Source organism: Flavobacterium sp., assembly GCF_030146175.1.
Lineage (GTDB): Bacteria > Bacteroidota > Bacteroidia > Flavobacteriales > Flavobacteriaceae > Flavobacterium.
This window is the reverse complement of record NZ_JASLCE010000086.1, coordinates 17,314-42,787: the sequence shown is the minus strand read 5'-3', so window position 1 is coordinate 42,787 and position 25,474 is coordinate 17,314. Positions and strand designations below refer to the sequence as shown.

Here is a 25,474-nt window from a genome sequence, read left to right as displayed (position 1 = left end):
AACAAAATGGAGAACAATGTTAAAGCCTCGTTTCTTATAGGAGAAGAATGGCTGTATTATAAGATTTATACCGGTTTTGCAACAACCGATTCGGTGTTGTACAACCATTTTTATACGGTGGTAACCGGTTTGTTACGCGACGGATTAATCGACAAATGGTTTTTTATCCGCTATGCCGATCCGGAACATCACCTGCGACTGCGATTGCATCTTACGCAACCGGAACATATCGGAATGGTAATTCTCGCTTTTCGGGATACCTTTCGTCGTTTATCGGATCAGCATACGATCTGGAAAATCCAAACCGAAACCTACGAACGGGAATTGAGTCGTTACGGAGAAATGGTAATGGAAGAAACCGAAACGCTGTTTTTTTACGATAGCGAATGCATTGTCAAACTGCTTACGGTATTGGAACTTACCGATAATGATAATGAAAGATGGATGGTCGGAATGGCGGCAATCGATTCGTTTTTGGACGTGTTCGGTTATGATAGGGAAGCGCGGAAAAACCTGGTCGAACATCTTAGAGCAGGATTTTTTAAGGAATTCCAGGTAAATGCGGCGACTAAAAAAGACCTGAGTACCAAATACCGGAATCATAAAAATGAAATCGATCGTTTTATGAAAAGCGATCCCGATTCAAACGACCTAAAAGCATTGCTTCGGGAAAGAGATCACACGATTTTGGTTGCGGCGAATAGAATACGGCAAGCGTTGGAACCGGAACGTTTAAGCGATGTATTGGGAAGTCATATACATATGATGATGAACCGTTTGTTTGATTCCAATAACCGTCAGTGTGAAATGATATTATACGACCTGTTGTGCAGTTATTACACTTCGGTATTGGCGCGCGAAAAGAAAGCACAGTTAACGATTTCCGGCTAATCGATACAATTAAAAAAGTGTATTTTTGCCGCAAATACCACTGTTATGGCACACCATCATTTTCTGATCCACAAACCGCATGGCTATCTGAGTCAGTTTATTTATGAAAAGAAACGACATAAAAAACTACTGGGCGAACTCCATGCTTTTCCGGAAGGAACGATGGCTATCGGCCGACTGGATGAAGATTCGGAGGGCTTATTGCTCCTCACAACCGACGGTATGATGAGTGAACGAGTGCGTAGCAAAACCGTAGCCAAAGAATACTATGCTCAGGTAGACGGAATCATCACGGCCGAAGCAGTCGAAGCCTTGCAAAAGGGCGTCGAAATCGGGGTAAAAGGAACGCGGTACACTACAAAAAACTGTGAAGCGAGGGGTATAACCGAATTACCGGATTATATAGGAGTGGGACGAAGAATCCGCGACGAACGACACGGACCAACCAGTTGGGTTTCGATAACGCTTACCGAAGGGAAATTCCGTCAGGTACGAAAAATGACAGCAGCTGTGGGCTTTCCAACGTTACGTCTCGTTCGCGTGCGAATTGGAACTATAACACTACAAAATCTCGAAGCCGGAGCAGTGCGCGAAGTAGCACATTTTGAATTGCCGGAATCACTATAATAGCGCATTTTTTTTACTAGAAAATCACCAGTTGATCATCCTAAAAAATAACGAGCAGTTTACGCGTCGGATTTGAATATTGGCTACATTTGAGGTTCCAAACAAAACAAACAAAAAACAACAAAATTATGGCAAATGTAAATCCTTATCTAACATTCAACGGTACCTGTGAGGCGGCGTTTGATTTTTACCAATCGGTATTTGGTGGTGAATTCCAATACAAAGGGAAGTTTAAAGATATGCCTTCCGAACAACCTATTCCGGAATCGGAACAAGAAAAAATCATGCACGTAAGTCTTCCAATTGGCGGAACGGTATTAATGGGAAGTGATACATCTGAAGGTTGCGGCGGACATGCTGTTACAGCCGGGGATAATATTTCGATCTCGATCAATGCTGATTCGGAAGCGGATGCAAAACGTATTTTCGAAGGACTTTCAGCCGGAGGAAAAGTAACCATGCCTTTGGAAAAAACATTCTGGGGTGCTTTATTCGGAATGTTTACCGATAAATTCGGAATCCACTGGATGGTAAACTACGATTACGAACAAAAAGGATCATAACACCTTGATCATTCTATAAAATAAGACCTGTCCGGTTTCCAAAACCGGACAGGTCTTCGTATTAATTATAACCAGTCAGGTTTCTAAAACCTGACTGGTTTTTTATTTCTATACTTTATTTAAAAATCTCATCAAAAAAGTCAAGCATGGCTTTCCACGAACGCTTGGCTGCTTTTTCGTTATAGGCTACGCCTTTACTGTTATCGCTTCCGGCATCTTTATGCGTAAAACCGTGAACGGAATTGGCATAATACACCATCTGCCAGTCGGCTTTGGCATCGCGCATTTCCTGTTGAAAACTTTTAATGTCGCTTTCCGGTACATACGGATCATCGGCACCGTGAAGGATCAGTACTTTTGGTTGGATCAATCCGGTTTTTTCACCCTGTTCTTTTCCTAATCCACCGTGAAAAGAGACAATACCTTTTACCGGGAAATTTGCCCGTGCAGCTTCAATGGCTCCGGTTCCGCCAAAACAATACCCTATTACGGCCAGTTCTTTCGGATTGGCACCTTGTTTTACCAGTTCGTCCATGGCCAATCGGATGCGTTTTTGATATTCCGACGGATTCTTTTTGTAAAAACCGGCGCGTTCTCCGGCCTGTTTGGTATTTTCCGGTTTGTTGCCCACACCGTAAATATCGGCTACAAAAGCGTAGTAACCCAGTTTTTCCAATTCCTGAGCGCTTTCTTTTGCATTGGCATCAATGCCCATCCAGGCAGGTAAAATCAGGACACCCGGTTTATTGGCTTTTGCTTTTTTGGGAGTGGCTATCAAACCCTGAAGGGCTTGTTTACCATCGGAATAATCGATTGTTTTGAGTTGCGCCTGAGCAATACTGCTGGTTAGCATTAATATCAGAGCAGTGGTTGGGGTTTTCCAGTTCATGATAATTTTTTTTGTTCGGTTAAAATTACAAAACCGAATTGGATTTAGCGAATGATAAACTTCCCTTTTTCGCTGTCGAATACAATGTTTTCGTCTTTAAAAAGCTGATCAAATATCTGATTCGCAATTAGGTTACACGGCGTATCCTGTAAAACGGTTCCCGGTAACATCACAATCATTTCATCGCTAAGTTGTATGGCCAGGTCGATATCATGAGTGGAAAACAAAATACATTTTCCGGTTTCGTGTGCCAGTCGTTTTAAAAGTTGAAACAAGGTCACTTTGTGTAAAAGATCCAGATGGGTAGTCGGTTCATCCAGAATGATCAGCGGCGTATCCTGAGCCAACGCACGGGCTACGAGTACTTTTTGTAATTGTCCGTCGCTAATCTCATAATGTCTTTTATCGGACAGATGTGAGATCTGGGTGAGTTCCAAAGCTTTTTTAACCTGAGCGATGTCGTCATCAGAAAGTGTACCAAGCCAGTTGGTATACGGTTGCCGACCCAGTGCTACCAGTTCGAAAACACTAAGGTTACTCGGCGGTAGTTTTTCGGTAAGTACCAGGCTTAGATGTTGCGCCAGTTCAAGCGGATCGTAAGCGCTAATATTTTTATCGTTAAGTAAAACGGTTCCTTCCAACGGTTTCTGAATCCCGGTAAGGGTGCGTAATAAGGTCGATTTTCCAATACCATTACTACCGATTAATGTGATGAGTTTCCCTAATGGTAATTCCAGTTGCAGTTGTTCGGCGATAACGGTGGTGACCTTTTTGGTTTTGTAACCAATGGTCAGACCGGAAGCTGTTAGGATGTTGTTTTGTAGGGCCTCCATTAGTTGATCATTTTGCGTTTTCGGAGTAATAACCAGATCACTACCGGAGCACCGATCAGTGACGTGATGGCGTTAATCGGTAAGGTCATTTCACTACCCGGCATTTGCGAAAGCGTATCGCATAAAAGCATAATCGCCGCGCCTAATACTAAAGTCGCCCAAAATAATATGGCATGATTGCTGGTTTGGAACAACAGTTTGGCCATATGTGGCACGGCTAATCCGACAAAAGCAATAGGTCCGGCAAAAGCGGTAATGCTTCCGGCCAATAAACTCGTGGCGATGATAATGATAAAACGGATTCTTCCAAAATTGATCCCAAGGCTACGGGCATAATTTTCACCTAAAAGCAACGCATTTAAGGGCTTGATACTGATAAGGCTTAACAGCATACCGATAAACACGGTGGTACAAAGTATTGTGATCGAAGTCCACGACAGGTTTCCGAGACTTCCCAACGACCAGAATGTGAATTTTTGCAATTGTTCGGCGGTACTGAAATAGGTTAGTACGCCAACAATGGCCGAGGCAAAGTTCCCAAACATCAAACCAACGATCAGTATCGCCATCGTATCCCGTAACTGACGTGATACAAACAGAACGGCCATTAAAACCAAAAAGCTACCCAATGTAGAAGCGATTACGATGCCGTAGGAGGAAACCAGCAGATCGCGTAAAAAAACCGGTAAAATTCCAGCGCCCAAGATGACAAACGCCACTCCCAAACTCGCTCCCGAACTTAATCCGAGAACATAAGGTCCGGCCAGCGGATTGCGGAATAAGGTCTGCATTAGTAAACCGCTAATCGATAAGCCCATTCCGGCCAATATGGCGGTGAACGCTTTGGGTAGACGGTAATTCAGGATAATATATTCCCACGATTTTTTACTGACTTCATTACCGGTGAGACTGTTTAGGATTTCCTTTAAAGGTACGGAAACAGAACCCGTTCCGATATTGATCAGAAAAAGTACGATCAGGGTAATTCCCAGTAATCCGAATAACAGTTTATGGCGGTTGGTAGCGATCAAATTACTTTAATTTTTGGAAAAAATACAGTTGGTAATCCGGTAGTAATTCCGGATGTACAATACGGATCATATCTTTTAAAACCAGATCCGGACGGGTTGGTGCCAGTTCAAAATACATAAAACCGCCTTTCGGACCTCTTTTTAAAGCAAATGAATAAACTTGTTTGTTTTTTAGTGCATTGAACTGCGCATAATGCGGATTGGCATCCAATAATTCTTTAATCGATGAATAATCGCCCGGCGCAATCCAGAAATCGGCATTCTGAGCCTTGTCAAAAACGGCTTCAAACGAAACGGAAGCACTTCCGGTTCCTTTGGAATCTTTCCATAAATAATTGGCATTGGCATCTTTTAGGAAAACGGCCGCCCAACTGTCGCCTTGCGGTAAATACCAGGTGTCCTGATACATCGCGCCGCTAAATACGGTCGGTTGTTTTGTGGCGTTTTTGGCAATAGCCTGTGCTTCGGTATAGTCTTTTTTGATGTTGTTAAACAGGGTTTCGGCTTCTTTGTTTTTTCCGAATAAAGCACCAATTAGTTTGATCCATTCGGCTTTCCCTAATGGGGTTTGCTCGGTCCAGTCGCCGTTATATACTACTTTTAAACCGGCTTTTTCCAGTGCGGAATACGTTTTATTATTACTGTCGATACTAAAACCAACGACAACACCCGGATCGAGGTCGATCATCACTTCGGTATTCAGACTTTCGTTTTTACCGACTTCTTTTACTTTTTTCGCATCGATACGCGCTCGTGTTTTTTCGGACGAAATATAATCCGTATTCGGGAAACCAACCAGTTTGTCTTCCACGCCTAATAATTCCAATGCCGGTATATGAGTGGTTGAGGTTACCACAACCGATTGTACCGGTACTGCAATCGTGGTATATTTCTGAAGACTGTCCGGAATAATTCCGCCTTTTTCCTGTAAAATATAGGTAAAACCTTCTTTTGCATCCGGCCACGGATTGGTCACTTTTACCACGCTGTATCCTTCGTACTGATAAAGGGAAAGTCCTTTGGCATATTCGATACTGTTGGTTCCGGTAGCCACTGTTTTTTCGGAAGTTTGTGGTTCTTTTTTACAGCTGGTTGCGGTTAGTAATCCCAGAGAAAGTAAAGCTAAAAGCGCTATTTTTTTCATAATATGGCGGTTGCGGTTTCTGCAAAAATAAATTTATTTTCGATGTATTTTTGTAGGATATGCAAAAAAAAGGTTTTAGGATTAGATAATTTCAATCTTACGACTATCTTTGCAACGTATTATGGTTATACTTAAGCGATTCGCTGAGTATATTAAAAGGGAATCAAGTGTCGTCCGGATTTATGGATATAATCTTGAGCTGTACCCGCAACTGTGAGCTTTGTTCTTCCGAAAAACCGGAGAATGCCTGTTGTTATGCTTCGACCACTGTAACGTATCGTTACGGGAAGGTGAACCACAGGACGCAAGCCAGGAGACCTGCCATAGTAAATAATAATTAAAAGCTTTCGGGAAAAAAGGCTTGTTAAGACTATGAGATTAAAACTGCTTTTCGCATTTCTGTTTTTGAGTCAGTTGCTATTGGCCCAGAACGATACTATTAACCTGAACGAAGTGATCGTGTCAGACGTTCAGCTACGCGATAATAACGTGTCGCAAACCGTTTTAAAACTAAACGATTCGATTATACAACAAAATCAACCGGCTTTAACTTCGCTTTTAAATTATAATTCCGTGATCTATTTTAAAGAAAACGGATACGGAATGGTGTCGTCGGCTTCATTTAGAGGAACTACGGCGCAACAAACGGCCGTGTTGTGGAACGGAATCAATATCAATTCCCAGCTATTGGGTCAGACGGATTTTAATACGGTAACCACGCGCGATTTTAATTCCATCTCGGTAAAATCGGGTGGGGGAAGTGTGGTCTACGGAAGTGGTGCCATCGGAGGAACGGTTCACTTAAATACCGATTTCCGATTCCGCGAAGCCTTTCAGAATGAATTGTACCTGGGTTATGGTAGTTTTAATACAATCAATACACAGTACCGTCTGAATGCCGGAACTAAAAAATGGAATACGCAAATCAGTTTTAGTCGCAACAGTTCGGACAACGATTATCCTTTTGTCGGATCGGATGAAAAAAATACCAATGGCGAATACTATAATGCGACGGTCAATGCCAATATCGGTTATAAGATCAACGATAAAAACATCCTGAAACTATACAGTCAGTTTTACGAAGACGAACGGCATTTTTCCATTACTTCCGAAAATGCGATCCGAACCAAATACCGCAATGCCAACAGTCGGAATTTGTTGGTGTGGACCAATAGCGCAGGACAATTTACCTCGAATGTAAAAGCGGCTTTTCTAAAAGAACGTTATCAATATTACGACAATATCCAAAGTGATGCCTTTTCGTTTGGAGAAGTACAGACTTTTATCGCCAAGTACGATGTGGTATATGCCATCACCAAAAACATAAAACTAAACGCCATTATCGATTATACGATCAATGATGGAGAAGGTGAAGGTATTGGTGAAGCCAAACGCAAAATTGGTTCCGGAGTAGTGTTGTTTAAGCATAAGGTATCCGATGCGTTTACCTACGAAGTAAGCGGACGAAAAGAAATTACCGATGCGTATCAAAGTCCGTTTTTGTTTTCGGCCGGAGCGACCTATGCCGTTACCAATTGGTATAAAGTAAAACTAAACGGTTCCCATAATTTCCGTATTCCGACGTTTAATGACCTCTATTGGAAACCGGGCGGAAACCTGAATCTTCGACCGGAAAGTGCCTATCAGGCCGACTTCGGACAGGAGTTTACCTTTGGCGGATTGCAGTTGACGGCTACCGCTTATTATATGAAAATAAAAGACATGTTGCGTTGGCTTCCTACGAGTGAAGGCTATTGGGCGCCGGTAAACACCGACAGAGTGCAGTCGTACGGAGCGGAAGTTTTATTGGATTACACCCATAAACTCGGATCGCATGAGTTGGGATTAAAAGGAACCTATGGCTATACGGTTTCGGAAGATGAAAATACGAATAAACAGCTTATTTATGTACCCTATCATAAACTGACCGGAGCGGTATCGTATGCCTTTAAAAATTTTGGAGCCTATTACCAGGCATTATATAATGGTGAGGTATTTACCTTATCGGACAACGATCCGAAATATATGGTAAAAGACTATCTGGTGTCCAATTTTGGGATTGATTACCGTATCGGAAAGAAAAACACCTACCGTCTTGGTGCGCAGGTTCGAAACCTGACCAATGAAAAATATGAAAGTGTTGCCAGTCGCTTAATGCCGGGCAGAAACTATAATGTAACCCTAACTTTAATTTTTTAAAACAAATGAAAATCAACAAATTACTTGGTTTAGGCCTTTTAACAGCTGTATTTTTTGCCTCTTGTACCGATGAGGAAATCGTTTACAAAGAAGCACCGGCTGCCGTGTCTAAAGGTGCCTACGAAAAAGGTGTCCTGGTAGTGAACGAAGGAAATTTCGGTTCCCCGAATGCAGAAATAAGTTATATCTCATCTGAATTCCCAACCTTATTCCAGAATAGTATTTTCAATACCGTTAACCCAACAAAAGTTTTGGGAAATACAGCACAGAGTATTGGATTTAACGGAGACCTGGCGTATATCGTTTTAAACGGAAGCAACAAAATTGAAGTGGTGAACCGCTATACTTTCGAAAGTGTGGCAACCATCCAAACCGGATTACAAAACCCAAGATATATCGCTTTTGCCAATGGTAAAGGATATGTAACCAACTGGGGTGATGCCGGAGTAGCTACCGATGATTATGTGGCAATCGTAAACCTTACAACCAATCAGATTACAGGAAATATTGCTGTAGTGGAAGGACCGGAGCAAATCGTAGCCTATAATAACGCTTTATATGTAGCACATAAAGGAGGCTATAGTTTTAATGATAAAATTTCGTTGATCAATAGTTCTGATGTAGTGCAGACTACGATTACCGTAGGTGATGTGCCGTCTGTTATGGAAATAAACAATAACGAATTATATGTATTATGTTCCGGAAAACCGGCTTGGTCGGGTACCGAAACAAGTGCAAAACTGGTAACAGTAAACCTGGCGACCAATGCTTTGGCGCAGTCGCTTACTTTTGCTGCGGGTGAGCATCCAGCTCTTATGGATATCGAAGCAGGAAGCATTTACTTTATGAAAGGTAAAGGAGTTTATAAAAAAGATCTAGGTGCTGCGGCTTTACCAACAACACCGGTTTTCACTGCAACAGCAACTACTGTTTACGGTTTTGCAGCACAAAACAGTAAATTCTACGTAGGTGATGCTATCGATTATGTAGCAAACGGAAAAGTAACCGTTTACGACATGGCCGGAACACTTCAGAGAACGTATACCGTAGGGGTAATGCCAAACGGTTTCTATTTCAATAACTAATACGAATAACATCCGGTGATGAAAGGGTATAAAATAAAATGGAGCAGTAGTATAGCACTACTCCTTTTGTATTTCACTTTTGCTGCGTGTAGCAAAAGCGAAGACATTGTGGTGGAAACACCTTTGGAGGCCTATGATAACGGTGTTTTTATGCTGAACGAAGGTAACTTTATGACGCCAAATGCTTCGGTATCGTTCCTGTCGAATAACTTCCAGGACTTTCAGGCGAGTATTTTTCCAGCGGTTAATCCGGGTAAAATTTTAGGAGATGTAGCACAGAGCATGGCACTTTATGGTGATAAGGCTTTTATTGTGATCAACAATTCAAATAAAATTGAAGTAGTCAACCGTCATACGTTCGCTTCTTTGGGAATGATTACCGACGGATTGAGTCAGCCGCGTTATGGTGCTGCTATCAACGGGAAACTCTATGTGACCAATGCTGTTTCGAAAAATGTGACAGTATACGATACGGAAACGTTTGCAAAATTAGCTACGATTCCGGTAAATAAAACGGTTGAAAAAGTAGTGGCTGTTAACGGAAAAGTATACCTTCAAAACGCTTCTTTCGGAACCGGAAATGAAATCACAGTGATCGATGCTGCTACGAATACCATTAGCACCACGTTAACAGTGGTTGATGGTTTGAATTCTATCGAAGCCAAAGGAACACAGTTATATGCGTTATGCGGAAATACTACCGAAACCAAACTATATGCAATTAATACGGCGAATAATCAGATTGTTGGAACCAGTACGTTTCCGGTTTCTCTGGCAAATGCCCGTAATATGGATATCGATGGAGAAGTGGTCTATTTTACCAAAGGTAATGGCGTGTACCGTGTAGGATTGAATGAAACGACAGTAAGTGAAACGCCAATTTTTACGGTTGCGGATAACGACTTTTCGACATTCTATGGTTTTGCAGCGATTAACGGACGAATTTATGTTTCGGACGCCAAAGGTTTTGTAGCCAGAAGTCAGGTTACTGTTTTTAGTACTACGGGAGCGATATTAGTACAAAAAGAGACCGGTATAGGAACAAATGGTTTCTATCTCAATAATTAAAACTGAAATTATAAAAGTAGGCTACCTTATATAGGTAGCTTATTTTTTAGGTGCATTGCATCGAAAATCAAAAATAAATACAAAACAATGAAAAAAATACTACTTATCGCCTCGCTGGGGTTAACAGCAATTAGTAATGCACAATCCTATGCGCCACCGGCGGGACAGGAAGGATCAACGGCAATTGCGGCCGGTAGTTCTCAGTTTGTTGCATGGGCTACTGCGGCTACTGTGGTTCGCGGGCCACAAGATATCATTAATCCAAGCGGACCATTGGCAACTATAGGCTCCGCAGAATTGGCTACAGGCGCTGCCGACGGTAGTGGAATCGTAAGCTTAGGTGATGGTGGTAGTGCGGTATTGACATTTGCACAACCCATTGCCAACGGACCGGGATTTGATTTTGCCGTTTTTGAAAATAGTTTTTCGGATACTTTTTTAGAATTGGCTTTTGTAGAAGTGAGTTCGGATGGCGTAAATTTTTTCCGTTTCCCGGCACATAGCGAAACACAAACCGATACACAGGTAAATGGATTCGGAAATATAGACTGTCGTTATATCAATAATCTGGCCGGTAAATACAGAGCCAGTTTTGGTACGCCATTCGATTTGTCGGATATCCCGAATAATCCGTTGTTGAATAAAGATCGAATTACACATGTTAAAGTAATTGACGTAGTGGGAACGATCGATCCGCAATATGCAACCCGCGACAGCTTCGGAAATATAGTGAACGATCCGTATCCAACACCGTTTGGTTCCGGTGGTTTCGACCTTGATGCAGTTGGTGTAATCAATCAGGCAACACTGGGGACAAAAGATTTTGCTAACGAGCTGTTTGCAATTTATCCGAACCCGACCAGTGAAATCGTAAACATTCGTTCCGAAAAAGAAACAACAATTGTGATTTACGATCTATACGGACGTATGGTAAAACAACTACAAAAAGGAGACCATAAACAGATTTCCGTATCCGATTTAACAACAGGTACGTATCTGATTGTTTTGGAAAATGAAACACAAAAAGAAAGTAAAAAACTGATTATACGATAATCTGTTTATAAATGATCTAAAAGCCGGTGAACAATTCGTTTTACCGGCTTTTTTTATGATAATTTCAGACCGGCTTTATAATTAGTAACCATAAAACAGGAGTATAGTCATAGGATCAACCGGGAAAAATGAAAACGGACAGTTAGACGATAGCAGCTTTAAAGATCGTAGTCAGTTTGTACAAGTGGATTTCTATTTTTTTAAATCGTCATAAATACCTTTAATTTTATAATACTCCCAATCGCACCAAATAAAAACGACGATACAAACAAATCGGAAAACTATAGACAAAAGATGTCGAAAAAAGGACAATGAGGTTTAGTGTGGTTCTAAAGCGCTTATAGATAGTTAGTTATGATTATTTTTGCTTAAAAACGTACTGCTAATACAAAAAGTAAACGTCTATAAAAGACAAATTCGGAATAAACCAGCCCCACGAAAGTCTTTTAAACGTTCAAAAGAAGATTTTGAGGAACGACATTTAATAGTAACGAATAATTAATTTATTGATCATGAAAAAAATGATTTTTGTTTTTGGCGTACAACTAATTTCTATTATTGGATTTGCGCAGTGCATACAACAAGTTAAAACGGGGAAGAATCATATTGTTGTACTCGATGATAAAGGATATCTGTGGACAGGCGGAAGTAACGAAAGCGGAGAATTAGGTGATGGAACGGTAGAAAATAAAAAAAAATTCCATAAGATAGGAGATATGACATGGAAGCAGATTTTTGTTAGAGAGGGTATAAATCTTGCAATACGATCTGATGGAACTTTATGGGGATGGGGAAGTAATTTCTCAGGACAACTTGGTGATGGAACTAAGACATCGCGATTAAGCCCGGTTCAGATTGGAACCGATAACAACTGGAAATCGATTTCAATAGGATCCTATCATTGCATGGGATTAAAAACAGACGGAACTTTATGGGGATGGGGATTAAATGAAGACAAACAACTCGGATCCTGGATAACGAATATTGAAGAGTTGTCGCCGGTTCAAATAGGAACAGATTCAACATGGACGAATGTTTTTGCCGGGATAAGAAGCAATAGGGCTGTAAAAGAAGATGGATCGCTATGGAAGTGGGGATTAGTAGGAGAACCGGATCTGAAAAAGGTACTTGTTGATGGAATCAAACAGGTTGGAACGGAATACAATTGGAAACGTATTACGGGAACTGAAAGATATTTTTTTGGGTATAAAACAGATGGAACTTTATGGAGATGGGGAAGTAATGAAATTTCTTATCTGGGAGGTGAAAATGGAAACCTGATTAAGTTGAATGATGCAAAACTCTGGGTGGAATTAGTTTACAGTGACTATGACGATCACGCTTTAATGATTAAAGATGACGGTAGTTTATGGAGTGTCGGAGATAATAATTTTGGACAATTAGGCGATGGCACTACTGAAAGGAGAGAACATTTTATCCAGATTGGAAATGAGCATAAATGGAAAGCTGTTGCTGTTGGTGAAAATTTTTCCGCAGCTATTAGTGAAGATAACCGACTTTTTACCTGGGGAGCTAACGACTATGGGCAATTGGTCGATGGTAAAGAATCTGGTGATGGACCATCTCTTGATGAAGCAGATAGAGTGTTACCAAATCAAGTAGGTACAGAAGTATGTCTGCTAGGTACTCATGATAGCAATTTGAAAAAGAAGATAATGGTCTATCCGAATCCAACCCATCGCGATATAACTATCGACTTTGGTGAGGTACTATTTGAAGCCGCCACCGCTACGGTATATAACAGCCTCGGCCAAATCGTATCACAAAAAACAATTCAGAAACCAACTGAAATAGTACCTATAGAAGGAACTTCGGGCGTTTATTTTGTTAAAATCAATTTTCCTAACGGGGAAACAATAAACCATACTGTTTTGAAAAAATAAATACTATAAACATATAAAACTAAAATAAAGTGCAATAAAGAAACAATTAGAGGTTGGTTTTAAGTGTTTTTTTATTGTTAAGCATGAAAAAATAGAAAGTTAATTGTGAATCACTCATAATTGATTTTGCTTCTGAAGCAGGTGGGAATCGTCTTTTTCACCTGTTTTTTTATTATTTTTAATAAATTTAAAAAACGGTTGTAACAAAACAAATCCGTGTTCGTCTTCATTATATAAACCAAAACTAACCAACCCCAAATTATGAATCAACAGGAGTTTATCAGAGTAATTTCTCCTTTTAAAGACAAACTGTTCCGGATGGCGAAACGTTTGCTTGTGAGTACTGAAGAAGCGGAAGACGCGACTCAGGAAGTTTTGGTGAAATTATGGAAAAATAACCACGTACTGTCGAATTATAATAGTGTAGAGGCTTTTGCAATGACAATGACTAAAAATTATTGTCTGGATCAGTTAAAATCGAAAAGAGCATCCAATTTGCAAATTGTCCACAATAACTATTCCGATGGTACGGCAAGTGCTCAGAAGCAACTGGAAGATAAAGATAGCTGGAATTGGGTCGAAAAAATGATGGAAGACCTCCCGGAACAACAACGGTTAATTCTCCAGTTACGAGATGTGGAAGAATATGAATTCTCGGAAATCGCTAAAATTATGGACATGAACGAAACAGCAGTCCGGGTAGCATTATCGAGAGCAAGAAAAATAATAAGAGAACAATTGGTTAAAAAACACAATTATGGAATTCAATTCAATGGATAGGTTAATCGAAAAATACTTTTCAGGTGAAACCAGTATTGCCGAAGAAAAAGAGTTGAAAAATTACTTTTCGCAACCGGATGTGGCGCCACATCACGAGCAGTATCGCGCAATGTTTGGCTATTTCGCCCAGGCAAAAGACGAACAGTTTACAAAAACAGTTCCACTAAAACCAGGAAAACGCAAATATGTGGCGTGGATTTCTGTAGCTGCGAGCGTCGCGCTTTTGTTTGGACTTTTCACCTTTCTGAACCAAAAACCTCAGGAACAGGACCTCGGATCATTTGAAAACCCGGAAGTGGCTTATAAGGAAACGCAAAAAGCACTCGAAATGGTGTCGCAAAATGTTAATCTCGGCGTAAAAGGTATGGGGTACATGAAAGAATACGAAAAAACCACCAAAACAATTTTTAAATAAAAACAACAAGTAACAAAAACAGTATGAAAACAATAGTTAAAAAAATAGTAGTAGCGATCGCCTTAATAATCATGCCAAGTATGGTATTTGCACAATCGCCTTTTGAAAAATTTGCCGATCAGGACGATGTCACGTCTGTAGTGGTAAATAAGAAAATGTTCGAAATGATGAGTAAAGTGAAAATGGATGCCTCCGACAAACAAACGCAGGTGTACATTAACTTACTAAAAAAACTGGACAACCTGAAAGTGTATACAACCACTAGTGCCAAACCCGCTTCGGAAATGAAAAGCAGTGTGACGGCCTATTTGAAAGCGAATCCGTTGGAAGAACTGATGCGGGTTAATGATAACGGTAAAAACGTAAAAATCTACGTAAAATCAGGAGCAACCAGCAGTCAGATTAAAGAGTTGTTAATGTATATCGAAGGCGGAAGCGGAAAAGGAAATGAAACCGTATTGATGTCGTTAACCGGTAATTTCGATTTGGATGAAATTTCAGCCTTAACCGAAAAAATGAAACTTCCGGGCGGAGAGTCATTAAAAAAAGCATCACAGAAATAATATAAATCAGAATTCCTGTTCATCTTTGGTGAACAGGTTTTTTTAACATTAATACGGATATTATGAAAAGAATAGGAGCCTTATTGGTCGTACTTTCACTAGCACTGACCGGTTGTGAAACCAAACCGAGTTTACAGAAATATTTTGTGGAAAATACGGATAATAAAGAATTTTTAGCGGTTGATATTTCTCCGAGCATTATCAATGTGGATAAAGTGGCACTTTCGGCGGAAGAGAAAAAAGCGCTGGAATCCTTTAAAAAAATGAATGTACTGGCCTTTAAAGCCGATGGTAAAAACCAACAGGAATTTGATGTGGAACGCAGTAAAGTAAAAGAAATTTTAAAAGATCCGACGTATCAGGAATTGGTAAAAGCCGGAAATGGAAAAGATGGTGCTGCGATCTATTTCGTTGGCGATACCGACCATATCAGTGAGTTTGTATTGTACGGATGTAAGAGCGAAAACGGATTTGCCGTAGCGCGCATCATCGGTGATAATATGAATCCAAACGATGTAATGGCCTTATTTGGATTGATGAAAAAAGGAAACATCGATATGGAGCAGTTAAAACCATTACAACAGTTAATGGGAAAACCTTAAAAATAAAAAAAGCCCGTTAGGGCTTTTTTTATTTCTTTTTAAAATTTCTTCCATACCAGATTAAAAATCCGGTTACCGGGAGCATACCACAAATAAAACAGGCAATAAAAGCCAGTATTTTTCCGGGAATTCCCAAAATCGCCCCTACGTGAATATCATAGTTGGCGGTGATCAGTTTCTCTCCAAAATTTTTAGCACTGTGATCCCGTTGTGATAACAGTTTACCGGTATACTGATCAACTTGTAAATTATGATTGATATAATACGCACCGTCTACTTGTTGTACATATACGTTGATCACATCAGTTGCGCCGGCTGGTTTTCCATAATTATAGGCGCTTGCCGAGGGGTATTTTTCCCGACAGATTAGCAGTGTTGTATCCAATGCCGAAATTGTTCCCGGTTTTGTTACGACCGATTTTTCGGTTTTAACATCAGGTGGTGCGGTCGTTCCCGAACCGGCAACATAAACGATCGCCTGAAACCAGGTAAAAGCCCATACCATTCCGGTAAACGCAATTATAATCGCTATCGAAGCAATATAAAAACCCAGAATATTGTGCAGATCGTAATTTTTACGTTTCCATTGTGTCGTGGCTTTCCACTGAAACCAAACCCGCTGTTTGCGAGCGGCTTTGTTTTTGGGCCACCATAAAATGATACCGGTAATCAACATGATCACAAAAGTAAAAGTACCCCAACCGATAATGGGTTGTCCGATTTCCGTTTCCAACAGTAAGCTCCAGTGGAGCATTTTTACAATATTGAAAAAGTCGGTGGTTTCATCATAAACACCCAAAACCTTCCCGGTATACGGATTCACATAAACCGTCTGGTAATATTCGATATTCCCAAAATGAAAAATCGAATCGGGCTTGTCTTTTCGTTTATAACTGCGAAAGGTCCAGGCTTTATCCGGATCGTTATAGACAACAATCGATGCGTCTTTAATGCGTTCTCCAAGTTGCTGTTGGGTAGTTTCCCATAGCTGACTAACCGGAAGTGTCTTTTCGGCTTTTTCGGTTACATATAGTACATCTTTCCGAAGCCAATTGGAAATTTCTTCGTTAAATACAAAAATGCAGCCGGTTACGGAAAGAAAAAGTACAATGATGCCGGAAGCCAGTCCCAGCCACAAATGCATTTTTCCAATCCAATATTTAAAGTCTCTTTTCTTCTTCTTTTTAGTCATCCTGGAAAACGTTTTTTAGCAATTAGTTTGGTAAGGTATAAACAGCACTATGCCAGATAAACTGATACTCTTTGCCTTCATAATTTCCGGGTGTTTCTTCTTTTTGAGTAGCTTCCACCACATATTGCGTTTTATACGGCGTTTTAAACGTTAGCGTTCCGTTTTTGTCGGTTTTGATTTTTCGGGACCATTGATCCGGGATAAACAAATCGATTTCCTTTTCGGCAAACGGTTCGTTTTTATAAGTGATTTTTAGCGTTACTTCCCCTGCTTTTTTAGAAATGTCGGCTATCGATAAACCCGATGGATTTTGAGAAACACTATCCGCTAAACCGTTTCCTACGGTTGTTTTGGCCGTAGCATGGTAATGGGTTTTAAAAATTCCGAAATTGTATTTGGTAAAATCAATAACCTCGATTTTATCGTTATCCAGAATAAAAGTATAGGTTCCGTTTGTTTTTGGCGTAAAGGAAGCCTTGTAAAAAAGATCGGAAGGTGTTACGTCCAGTTTTGTTTTGTCACCATTTGGCGCGATTGCCCAAAGTGTGAAACGTTTCATTTTATTAAAAGTATCACTGCCTACTTTTTCGCGAACATCATGTCCGTATTCGCCAAAATAAACCCGAACTTCCTGTGGCGTATTGATTTTTCCTTTTGCGGTGGTTTCGATCCACATAAAATGGGCAAAGCTTTTGGTAGCACCCAGAATAAAAAGTGTAAAAATTAAAAACAGATTTCTCATAACATACGAGTTTAACGGTTAAAATAGAAAGGAGCCGACTCCAAGGAGTAGCTCTTTTTATGGGAAACCTGCCAAATCAGAAATCTGGCAGGTTATAGGATATGGCATTTTAAAAACACCCTGTATAACTAACTAAAATCAATTAGAATTTATAGGTTAATCCAGCCGTAATTGAACGCAATGTTTGCGGACTAACGGTAGACCATCCCGAATAATATTTTTCATTCGAAATATTATTCATCTTCAAAATGATATTGAATCGGTCGGCAGTATAGGATAAAGCCGTGTTAATTACCGTATAGCTCGGAAGAACAAAAGTTCCGATGTCCGCACGGTTTAATGTTTTTTGATCACTGGCATAATTTCCACCAAAACCAAAACCAAATCCTTTAATGCTACCTTCGGTAAACGTATAATTAGCCCAAAGGTTTACCATTGTTTCCGGACCGGCACTTTCCGGGCGCAATCCTAAATATCCTGATGTTTCAAGGTCTTTTGTTACTTCGGCATTGTTGGTGCTAAAACCGGCAATAATGTTTAATCCTTCTACCGGATTGGCCACCACGCTCACTTCAAGACCTTTACTTTTAATTTCGCCTCCCTGTGTATAGGTTGCAGGACCATTACCTACATTCATTACGATATTGCTCACCGTAATGTTGTAATAACTTACCGTAGCACTTAGTTTATTGTTGAAAAAGCTGGATTTAACACCAAACTCATATTGGTTTGCTTTTTCCGGATCGAAAGTACGGTAGCCTTCGCGCTCATTGGTTACCGAGTTGGTAATAGCTTGAGGTAATACGTTTTTAAATCCGTTCATATAATTGGCAAAAACGGATAATTTGTCCTGAATCGGTTGGTATAATAAACCGAATTTCGGTGAAAAAGCGGTTTGTCCTTTCTTTTCGTCTCCTACTTCTCCTATAAAATGATCCACACGCAAACTTCCCATAGCCGATAAGGCAGGTGTAATATTGATCACATCCGAAATATAAGCGGCATACGTTTCGGTTTCGGCATTCGATCGTGTAAAGTCGGTAGTTGCTAATGCGGTATCAGCAGCCAATTGTGTCAGGTTTCCGGTGTCTTGGCTATTGGATAAGGTTACCACACCCAAAGCGGCCCATCCGGCACCGTTGTCTTTTTGAATACCATTATAATAATCCAAACCTACGACCATACGGTTGCGTAAACCGGCAATTTTAAAATCACCAATAAAGTTTTGCTGGATATCGGTACTATTGGTTTGTGCGTTTGCTTTGGTAATATAGCGGGTAAACGAATCGTCTGTTCCGCTGCTGTATAAATAGGAATAATAACCATCAGATTTGGCTGTACTTCTGGAAATAGCCGTTTGTGAAGTCCATGAATCCGATAGTTTATATAGCATTTGAGCTTGTAAACTAAAGCTTGGATTGCTAATGGATAGTGCGTTTGACGTAAATGAATTTTTATAATTTTTGTCAAACAGTTTAATGTCGGTAAACGGAAGTGGTGAATTTCTATTTAGAAACAACATCGGTGCATACGATCCTTCCGAATTTAAAAATTCTGTATTGATCATAAATGTTAAGCGATCCGATGCTTTATAGGTTAGCGATGGTGCGATAAAAAATGATTTGCTATAACCGGAATCCTGGAAAGTGTCTCCGTTTTGGTAAGCGGCATTAACACGTAAAAAGACATCGTTGTTTTTACCCAGTGGGGTATTTACATCGGCGGTTACACGGTTAAGTCCGTAGGTTCCGGCCTGATAGGACAATTCGCCTCCAAAGGTTTCATATGGTTTTTTGGTTACAACATTGATCAAACCACCATAGGAAATCAGACTGCTTCCGTATAACGTCCCGGATGGTCCTTTGATCACTTCAATACTTTCGATATTTGAAAAATCAATTTTACCATTGTTGATATACGGTAAACCGTTTAACATGGTTGGTTGTACCGAAAAACCACGCATGGAAAAATATTCGGCACCGTCGCCACCACGCCCGGTCGATTCCCATAAACGGGTGATACCGGTTGCGTTTTTTAGCGCATCGTTAAAGTTGGTCACAACCTGTTCTTTTAATAATTCTGCCGGAATGGATACATAAACCTGCGGGTTTTCGATATCTTTTAATGGCATTTTCGATACGGTTGTACTGCTTCGTTTCGTGAATTTGTTTGTTTTTTTCTCGTTGATCACAACATCATCCAATTCGTTTACGGCTTCTTTTAGAATGATGTTGGGTAGTGTGGTTTGTGCTGCGTTTAGGGTAACTTTTGTTTCGGTTCTTTTATAGCCTACCATAGTTACGCGTAGGGTATAGGTTCCGTAATTCAGATTGGAAATGGTGTACTGACCTTCGTAATTGGTCGACGTTCCGATGGAGGTTTTCAGTACGCTTATACTGGCATTTGGAAGTGCTACTCCGGATTCATTTTGAACAACCCCTTTTATAGTTCCTTTGTTTTGGGCAAATGTTACTAGAGAAAATAGACTCCATAATAACACTAGGATTTGTCTGTTCATCTGACTATTTATTTAGATTCATTAAATTTTATTGCAAAATTAAAAGGCAAGCTCGGAATAGGCAAATTAATTTAGAATAAATAAATTATAATATGTAAGTTGTTGTTTGTTAATTATTTGTGTTTTATATTGCGTGAATTTGCGTAAAAAATTATAAGATTTTTTTTCTAAAAATTGTAATACGAATTTTTGAAGTTGTGACGACAGTCTTCTTTTTTGTCGAGTGATGTTACTTTATTGGATTTATTAGGGTAGGAAAAAACTTTAAAAATAATTTGTTTTATAGGGTAGTTGCCTTTATATCACTTACTTGTGAAATAATTTTAAGCTTTCAATTTTGATACAAGCGCTAAAAAATAACAGCATTATAAACGATAATTTCCTTATTTTTTTTAGGGTGCTTACTTTATTTTCGGATATCAATCGGGAACGTAATAAATAAAATTGTAATTCATAAAAAAAATATACATTTGTAAAAATAAATACTTGATAACTCAAATATATTTCAATGATAAATGAAGATTTGAATTTCTTACTTAACATGGCTAAAGTGCAATCGATCGTATCCCGAAAATTCGATTCGCTGAGTGTTCATGGTATCGGGTTTAGCGATTTTATGATACTCTATGTGCTATATAATGCACCTAGACAACGGATGCGCCGAATTGACCTGGCCGAAAGAATCGGATTAACGGCTTCCGGTGTAACCCGTTTGCTTGCTCCGTTGGAAAAAATCGGATTGGTGAGACGGGAAGTTAACGAAAGGGATGCGCGGGTGAGTTATGTCGTGATTACCGAAAATGGTGAAAAGCTATTCGAAGAAGCAAAAGTAACCGCCGAACAAATTGCCAATTCTTTACTACCAGCTAAAAAAGGGAAATCCATACAATTGATGGCGGAGTTGCTGGCCGAACTGGGAGGGAATCTGTAATCGGGTTTTAGCTAAAAAATAAAATGATAGAAAAGTTTATACTAATATGCATACAATTTCAATACATAATGTCGAATTGTGTTACACCGTTTTAGGCGAAAATAATCCGGAAAGTATCGTGTTGATTCCCGGTCTGGGTAGTCAGTTAATTCGTTGGGACGAGGCTTTTTGCCAGTTATTGGTTCAAAAGGGGTTTCAGGTAATCCGTTTGGATAACCGGGATTCGGGCGCTTCCGTTTATAAACCCGATTCTAAAAATGATTATGACGGTGATCTTGAAAAAGCGTTTGAAAAAGTGAAAAGGGAAGGGCCTCCGTATTCGTTAAACGATATGGCAGCCGATGTGATTGCCTTATTGGATCATCTGAAAATCGATAAAGCACATATAGCAGGACGCTCGATGGGCGGCATTATCGGGCAATTACTGGGAGCCAATTATCCGGAAAGAGTACGGTCGTTAACCATCATTATGTCAACATCTTTAAATCCGAATTTGCCACCGGTCGCACCGGATGTTATGGCTATGATGACAAAACCGGCGGTCGATGCATCCGTAGATCGCGAAGCCTATATTACGCATGCACTGACTTTTGCAAAGCGTATTGCAGGAACTGCTTTTCCATTGGATGAAGAACAGGAACGCAAGATGATTGAAACCGAATTAAAACGTTCCAAACCCGGGAATAGTGTTTTAAGGCAATTGCTGGCCATGGGTTCCTGGAGTTATCAGGAAGCGATTTTAAACAAAATAATGGTACCCACACAAATTATTCACGGTACGGAAGATCCGATTTTTCATCCGGAATGCGCAAGGGATTTAGTCCGTTCTATTCCGGATGCCAAACTTGAGTTGATAGAAGGAATGGGACATGCCATTCCACCGGAATGCTATACTGTTGTGACTGAATTAATTGTCGCGAATACTAAACGCCAAAAGCAATAGTCGTCTAAAACAAACGGCTGCAGACTATCTGTGTCTATAAAAATAAGTTTTTCTGTATCTGTAACTATTGGTAGTGCCTTTATAGCTTTGTCTTAGTAAATCAAATGTTATGAACCGTATCGTTACCGACAAAGCAGCGTGGAGTATAGCGGAAGTATATGCCACGGATATAAGACAATTAAAAGATTCCTTTAATGAATGGAACGGCCGGCCACAGGATACGTCGGTTGGAACGTCGTTCGGAATTCCGTTTTTACAACTGAAAAATAATACCAAGCCAATTGCTTTTGCCAGTCTGATCGTAAATGAAAATGGAGAAATAGGATATAAAATATATCAGAAATCTTCCGAAAATCCGAAAATACAAACAGAATGGGAACAGCAGGTTGCCATGGAATTTCTGGAAAAAAGAGTTGCTTTTAAAGATGCCGCTTCGTTACAATCGGGCATTTTATGCCTTTTAAACTGGCTGGATTATAGCTGTAATTAAAGAGTTTAACAATACATTTGTGAAAAGTAGTCCGATGAAAACAGAAGCGTTGTACCAAAAAATAGCCAGAACCATAGCCGAACAGATTCAAAGTGAAACCTTACAACAAGGTGATAAATTACCGTCAATCCGAAGTGCGCAAAAGCTGTATAATGTAAGCATTAATACGGTTAAACTGGCCTATCTGGAGTTGGAAAGTCATTCATTGATCGAACCAAGACCCAAATCGGGCTACTTTGTGAGTCAGACGTCGCAGCGAAAACTGGCATTACCGAGTGTCACCCGAATTAAAGCTACGGAAAAGAAAGAAACCGCTCAGGATTTAGTCGACAAAGTTTTCGGAACGATAGCCAATGAAGACGTAACACAGTTTGCTCTGGGTATTCCGGGAAAGAATTTCCTTCCGCTGGCAAAACTAAACAAGGCAATTATCAAAGCGGTAAAAGACCGGGACGATAGTGCGACATCCTACGAACCCGTTCAGGGAAGCGAACATTTGCGTCGGGAAATTGCAAAATGGGCATTGGTATTGGAAGGCAAAATTACCGAAGAGGATCTGGTGATTACTTCCGGTGCGATCAACGCGATTTATAATGGACTGATGGCGGTTACCAAACCGGGCGATGCTGTGGCGATCGAAACGCCGGCCTATTTTGGAGTGCTTCGGGCGATTCAGCTTTTGGGCTTACGGGCGATCGAAGTACCAACACATCCGGTTTTGGGGGTCGATCTCGATGCGTTAAAAGAAATCCTGCCACAGGTAGCCGCCTGTTGTTTTGTGACCAACTTTAATAATCCGATGGGATTCCAGATGCCGGATGAAAATAAAAAAGAACTGGTTCGATTGATCACCCACTATAATGTACCGTTGATTGAGGATGATATCTATGGCAATCTCTTTTTCGGAGCGGAACGTCCCAAGCCTTGTAAATACTACGACGAAGCCGGATTGGTAATGTGGTGCGGTTCGGTTTCCAAAACAATGGCACCGGGTTATCGGGTCGGATGGGTAGCACCGGGACAGTTTAAAGATAAAATTATTCGCCAGAAAATCGGACAAACGGTTTGTTCTCCTTCATTGTTTCCGGATGTTATCGCGCATTTTTTGGAACACGGAAGATATGATCATCATTTGAGAACCTTCCGACAAAAATTGTATGCCAATTATCTGCAGATTCAACGTGCGGTTGAAACGTATTTTCCGGATAATACTAAAATTTCGCAGCCAAAAGGCGGTTTTATGCTTTGGTTGGAACTGGACAAACGGATTTGTACGGAAGATTTGTACGAACAGGCTTTAAAGCAAAAAATGAATTTTGCACCGGGAAGAATGTTTTCCCAATACAATCAGTATAACAATTGTATGCGCCTCAATTATGCGATGGAATGGACCGATCGCGTTGAAAACGATTTAAAAAAACTGGGCACTATGGTTAAAAACAGTATTTAATAGCGGTGTCTTAGTTTCGTAAAATTTTCTCCATTGCTTTTCCTTTGGCGAGCTCGTCAATTAGTTTGTCGAGATAACGAACTTTCTGCATCAGCGGATCTTCAATAGTTTCGACACGGTAACCACAGATCACACCGGTAATTTTGGAAACATTCGGATTTAAAAGCGGGGCTTGTGCAAAGAAGGTTTCAAAATCGGTTTTGTTGTCGAGAAGCTGTTGTAAACTTTGCGGATCATATCCGGTAAGCCAGAATATAATTGTATCGACTTCGTCTTTTGTACGACCTTTTCTCTCTGCTTTCTGGATATAATGCGGATAAACACTCGCAAATGCCATTTTGTATACTCTTGAATTATCCATTTGAGTAGTTTTTTTATTGCGTTTGTAAATATCGGACTTCATCGGGACAATTCTTTAAAAAAACTTTCGAAACCTTTATATAATTTTTGAGATAAAGTAAGATTGTTTTTGTCATTTTCCGAATTGTTAAAGCGACCGAAGATGTCACTATCAAATTTTGAAACAATCAGAATTTCATTCACGGGTATGATTATACCTAATTTTTCATCAATTTCCTTTTTTCGATTACTCTTGATATACTCTTTAATGATGTCGGTATATTTTATTGTAATATCGATTCTTAAATTATCTTTATTCCGATAGCCACTAAAGTTTGGGATCATTCGAATATGACTTTCACCTAAAGGTTCTGAAATTTTAGTTACATATCCGATATAAACTTCGTTGCTTTTTGAGGTAATTGTCAAAAGTTTGTTTTCATCTTTTTTTGCGGTAAGTGAAAACCAAAATATTCGATCCAATTGATTTCCCCATTTCCGAATAGAATAAGCAAAAGCATATTTTCGATGAAAAATAATATTTAGAAATTTTCCTAAAGGATAGGACACCAGAAAAATTAAGATGAAATGTTTTAATCCGAATACAATATTGTTTTTCCCAAGAACATTATCGATGAATTCACTGATATCCTTTCGGCATTGTGGAAATGATTGAAGCGAGGTGAAAGAATAATGGTTTTGTAAAATGATATAATCAAATAAAAATGCAGTAATTGTTAGAATAATACTGCTTATCAGTGAATTAAAAATTAAACGCTGTTTGTCAACTCTAATGTTATAGTATTTTGTTAAATTAAAAGTACAAAGGAATATATATCCTGCAATTAAGGGTAAAATGATTAAATCAAGGCGTGGCATTAATCCGAATGACAACAATATTTTCTATTGTCACTTTTATAAATTTTTACAGCTTTATCTAATTTATCCAATAGCGCTAAAGCTTCTGTATCATCATTAAATAAATCTTCACTTTTCATATAAAAGGCACCGGAAGAAGTAACCGTAACTTTTTCAATATCGGAGTCTTTGTTATTACCAAACCATTTGCATATATTTTTGAAAAAATCCATATCGCTTTGTGTTTTTATAATTGTAAATATACCGATTTTAAAAGGGGCGAGCAATAGTTTCGCTGGCGTTTATCAGGTAAAAACAGGAAAAACCGGCTAAAGTCCAAATTTGTCCTGCTTTTACTTTTCCA

At 39.7% G+C, this 25,474-nt stretch carries 26 protein-coding genes and 1 riboswitch; of the genes, 16 read left to right on the top strand and 10 right to left on the bottom strand.

Annotation, left to right across the window (positions count from 1 at the left end; all coding sequences use genetic code 11):
- Nucleotides 1–6 precede the first annotated feature (6 nt).
- The 3 genes from Q1R07_RS10345 to Q1R07_RS10335 all read left to right on the top strand — a co-directional run bounded on the left by Q1R07_RS10345 (nucleotide 7) and on the right by Q1R07_RS10335 (nucleotide 2,081).
- Entirely contained in the window at nucleotides 7–891 is an 885-nt protein-coding gene (locus tag Q1R07_RS10345; protein ID WP_300489575.1) for a thiopeptide-type bacteriocin biosynthesis protein, read from the top strand.
- 45 nt (nucleotides 892–936) lie between these two features.
- Entirely contained in the window at nucleotides 937–1,518 is a 582-nt protein-coding gene (locus Q1R07_RS10340) for a pseudouridine synthase (RefSeq protein ID WP_300489572.1), read from the top strand.
- A gap of 128 nt (nucleotides 1,519–1,646) precedes the next feature.
- Nucleotides 1,647–2,081 (top strand): VOC family protein, encoded by a 435-nt coding sequence (locus Q1R07_RS10335; RefSeq protein ID WP_300489569.1) that lies wholly within the window; start codon nucleotides 1,647–1,649, stop codon nucleotides 2,079–2,081.
- Nucleotides 2,082–2,196: 115 nt separating this feature from the next.
- Here the strand turns inward: Q1R07_RS10335 and Q1R07_RS10330 are convergent, their stop codons facing one another.
- From Q1R07_RS10330 to Q1R07_RS10315, 4 genes are read right to left on the bottom strand one after another with little or no spacing between them, the layout of a single operon-like run.
- On the bottom strand, nucleotides 2,197–2,970 hold the full coding sequence (locus Q1R07_RS10330) for a dienelactone hydrolase family protein (RefSeq protein WP_300489566.1): 774 nt from the start codon (nucleotides 2,968–2,970) through the stop codon (nucleotides 2,197–2,199).
- Between the two features lie 44 nt (nucleotides 2,971–3,014).
- Nucleotides 3,015–3,803: an ABC transporter ATP-binding protein gene (locus tag Q1R07_RS10325; protein WP_300489564.1), complete on the bottom strand. Its 789-nt coding sequence runs from the start codon at nucleotides 3,801–3,803 to the stop codon at nucleotides 3,015–3,017.
- On the bottom strand, nucleotides 3,803–4,834 hold the full coding sequence (locus tag Q1R07_RS10320; RefSeq protein ID WP_300489561.1) for an iron ABC transporter permease: 1,032 nt from the start codon (nucleotides 4,832–4,834) through the stop codon (nucleotides 3,803–3,805). Before Q1R07_RS10320 ends, Q1R07_RS10325 begins: the two co-directional genes overlap by 1 nt.
- Nucleotide 4,835: 1 nt before the next feature.
- Nucleotides 4,836–5,978, bottom strand: coding sequence for an ABC transporter substrate-binding protein (locus Q1R07_RS10315; RefSeq protein ID WP_300489558.1), 1,143 nt, complete (start codon nucleotides 5,976–5,978; stop codon nucleotides 4,836–4,838).
- Between the two features lie 105 nt (nucleotides 5,979–6,083).
- Nucleotides 6,084–6,319, top strand: a riboswitch (cobalamin riboswitch).
- A gap of 31 nt (nucleotides 6,320–6,350) precedes the next feature.
- On the opposite strand from Q1R07_RS10315, the gene Q1R07_RS10310 reads away from it, so the two are divergent.
- The 9 genes from Q1R07_RS10310 to Q1R07_RS10270 all read left to right on the top strand — a co-directional run bounded on the left by Q1R07_RS10310 (nucleotide 6,351) and on the right by Q1R07_RS10270 (nucleotide 15,647).
- Complete coding sequence (locus tag Q1R07_RS10310; RefSeq protein ID WP_300489555.1) at nucleotides 6,351–8,177, top strand: TonB-dependent receptor; 1,827 nt, start codon at nucleotides 6,351–6,353, stop codon at nucleotides 8,175–8,177.
- A 5-nt stretch (nucleotides 8,178–8,182) separates the two neighbouring features.
- Entirely contained in the window at nucleotides 8,183–9,262 is a 1,080-nt protein-coding gene (locus tag Q1R07_RS10305; protein WP_300489552.1) for a DUF5074 domain-containing protein, read from the top strand.
- 18 nt (nucleotides 9,263–9,280) lie between these two features.
- Nucleotides 9,281–10,330 carry a DUF5074 domain-containing protein gene (locus Q1R07_RS10300; protein ID WP_300489549.1) on the top strand — a complete coding sequence of 350 codons (1,050 nt, stop codon included), beginning with the start codon at nucleotides 9,281–9,283 and terminating at the stop codon, nucleotides 10,328–10,330.
- A gap of 87 nt (nucleotides 10,331–10,417) precedes the next feature.
- Complete coding sequence (locus Q1R07_RS10295) at nucleotides 10,418–11,383, top strand: T9SS type A sorting domain-containing protein (protein ID WP_300489547.1); 966 nt, start codon at nucleotides 10,418–10,420, stop codon at nucleotides 11,381–11,383.
- 512 nt (nucleotides 11,384–11,895) lie between these two features.
- Nucleotides 11,896–13,287: a T9SS type A sorting domain-containing protein gene (locus Q1R07_RS10290; RefSeq protein WP_300489544.1), complete on the top strand. Its 1,392-nt coding sequence runs from the start codon at nucleotides 11,896–11,898 to the stop codon at nucleotides 13,285–13,287.
- Between the two features lie 261 nt (nucleotides 13,288–13,548).
- The gene (locus Q1R07_RS10285; protein ID WP_300489542.1) at nucleotides 13,549–14,067 is read left to right on the top strand and encodes an RNA polymerase sigma factor; all 519 of its coding nucleotides are present in this window, start codon (nucleotides 13,549–13,551) and stop codon (nucleotides 14,065–14,067) included.
- Nucleotides 14,045–14,482: a hypothetical protein gene (locus Q1R07_RS10280; protein ID WP_300489540.1), complete on the top strand. Its 438-nt coding sequence runs from the start codon at nucleotides 14,045–14,047 to the stop codon at nucleotides 14,480–14,482. Before Q1R07_RS10285 ends, Q1R07_RS10280 begins: the two co-directional genes overlap by 23 nt.
- A 23-nt stretch (nucleotides 14,483–14,505) precedes the next feature.
- Nucleotides 14,506–15,045: a DUF4252 domain-containing protein gene (locus tag Q1R07_RS10275; RefSeq protein WP_300489538.1), complete on the top strand. Its 540-nt coding sequence runs from the start codon at nucleotides 14,506–14,508 to the stop codon at nucleotides 15,043–15,045.
- Between the two features lie 62 nt (nucleotides 15,046–15,107).
- Complete coding sequence (locus Q1R07_RS10270) at nucleotides 15,108–15,647, top strand: DUF4252 domain-containing protein (protein WP_300489535.1); 540 nt, start codon at nucleotides 15,108–15,110, stop codon at nucleotides 15,645–15,647.
- 28 nt (nucleotides 15,648–15,675) lie between these two features.
- Here Q1R07_RS10270 and Q1R07_RS10265 read toward each other — a convergent pair whose 3' ends face one another.
- From Q1R07_RS10265 to Q1R07_RS10255, 3 genes are all read right to left on the bottom strand, one after another.
- Nucleotides 15,676–16,839, bottom strand: a complete 1,164-nt coding sequence (locus Q1R07_RS10265) for a PepSY-associated TM helix domain-containing protein (RefSeq protein WP_300489532.1) — start codon at nucleotides 16,837–16,839, stop codon at nucleotides 15,676–15,678.
- Nucleotides 16,840–16,861: 22 nt separating this feature from the next.
- Nucleotides 16,862–17,581, bottom strand: a complete 720-nt coding sequence (locus Q1R07_RS10260) for a DUF4198 domain-containing protein (RefSeq protein ID WP_300489528.1) — start codon at nucleotides 17,579–17,581, stop codon at nucleotides 16,862–16,864.
- Between the two features lie 142 nt (nucleotides 17,582–17,723).
- The gene (locus tag Q1R07_RS10255; protein ID WP_300489525.1) at nucleotides 17,724–20,099 is read right to left on the bottom strand and encodes a TonB-dependent receptor; all 2,376 of its coding nucleotides are present in this window, start codon (nucleotides 20,097–20,099) and stop codon (nucleotides 17,724–17,726) included.
- A gap of 508 nt (nucleotides 20,100–20,607) precedes the next feature.
- On the opposite strand from Q1R07_RS10255, the gene Q1R07_RS10250 reads away from it, so the two are divergent.
- The 4 genes from Q1R07_RS10250 to Q1R07_RS10235 all read left to right on the top strand — a co-directional run bounded on the left by Q1R07_RS10250 (nucleotide 20,608) and on the right by Q1R07_RS10235 (nucleotide 23,913).
- Entirely contained in the window at nucleotides 20,608–21,030 is a 423-nt protein-coding gene (locus tag Q1R07_RS10250; RefSeq protein WP_300489522.1) for a MarR family transcriptional regulator, read from the top strand.
- Nucleotides 21,031–21,076: 46 nt separating this feature from the next.
- A complete protein-coding gene (locus Q1R07_RS10245) occupies nucleotides 21,077–21,973 on the top strand; it encodes an alpha/beta hydrolase (RefSeq protein ID WP_300489519.1) in 897 nt (298 codons plus the stop codon).
- A 109-nt stretch (nucleotides 21,974–22,082) separates the two neighbouring features.
- On the top strand, nucleotides 22,083–22,463 hold the full coding sequence (locus tag Q1R07_RS10240; RefSeq protein WP_300489516.1) for a hypothetical protein: 381 nt from the start codon (nucleotides 22,083–22,085) through the stop codon (nucleotides 22,461–22,463).
- A 34-nt stretch (nucleotides 22,464–22,497) separates the two neighbouring features.
- Complete coding sequence (locus tag Q1R07_RS10235) at nucleotides 22,498–23,913, top strand: PLP-dependent aminotransferase family protein (protein WP_300489513.1); 1,416 nt, start codon at nucleotides 22,498–22,500, stop codon at nucleotides 23,911–23,913.
- A gap of 10 nt (nucleotides 23,914–23,923) precedes the next feature.
- Here Q1R07_RS10235 and Q1R07_RS10230 read toward each other — a convergent pair whose 3' ends face one another.
- Genes Q1R07_RS10230 through Q1R07_RS10220 form a run of 3 tightly spaced genes read right to left on the bottom strand, consistent with a single transcriptional unit; the run spans nucleotide 23,924 to nucleotide 25,343 of the window.
- Nucleotides 23,924–24,274: a DUF2200 domain-containing protein gene (locus tag Q1R07_RS10230; protein WP_300489511.1), complete on the bottom strand. Its 351-nt coding sequence runs from the start codon at nucleotides 24,272–24,274 to the stop codon at nucleotides 23,924–23,926.
- A 38-nt stretch (nucleotides 24,275–24,312) separates the two neighbouring features.
- Complete coding sequence (locus Q1R07_RS10225; protein ID WP_300489509.1) at nucleotides 24,313–25,131, bottom strand: hypothetical protein; 819 nt, start codon at nucleotides 25,129–25,131, stop codon at nucleotides 24,313–24,315.
- Nucleotides 25,131–25,343 (bottom strand): hypothetical protein, encoded by a 213-nt coding sequence (locus tag Q1R07_RS10220; protein WP_300489507.1) that lies wholly within the window; start codon nucleotides 25,341–25,343, stop codon nucleotides 25,131–25,133. The genes Q1R07_RS10225 and Q1R07_RS10220 overlap by 1 nt, the downstream gene beginning before the upstream one ends.
- Nucleotides 25,344–25,474: the final 131 nt, after the last annotated feature.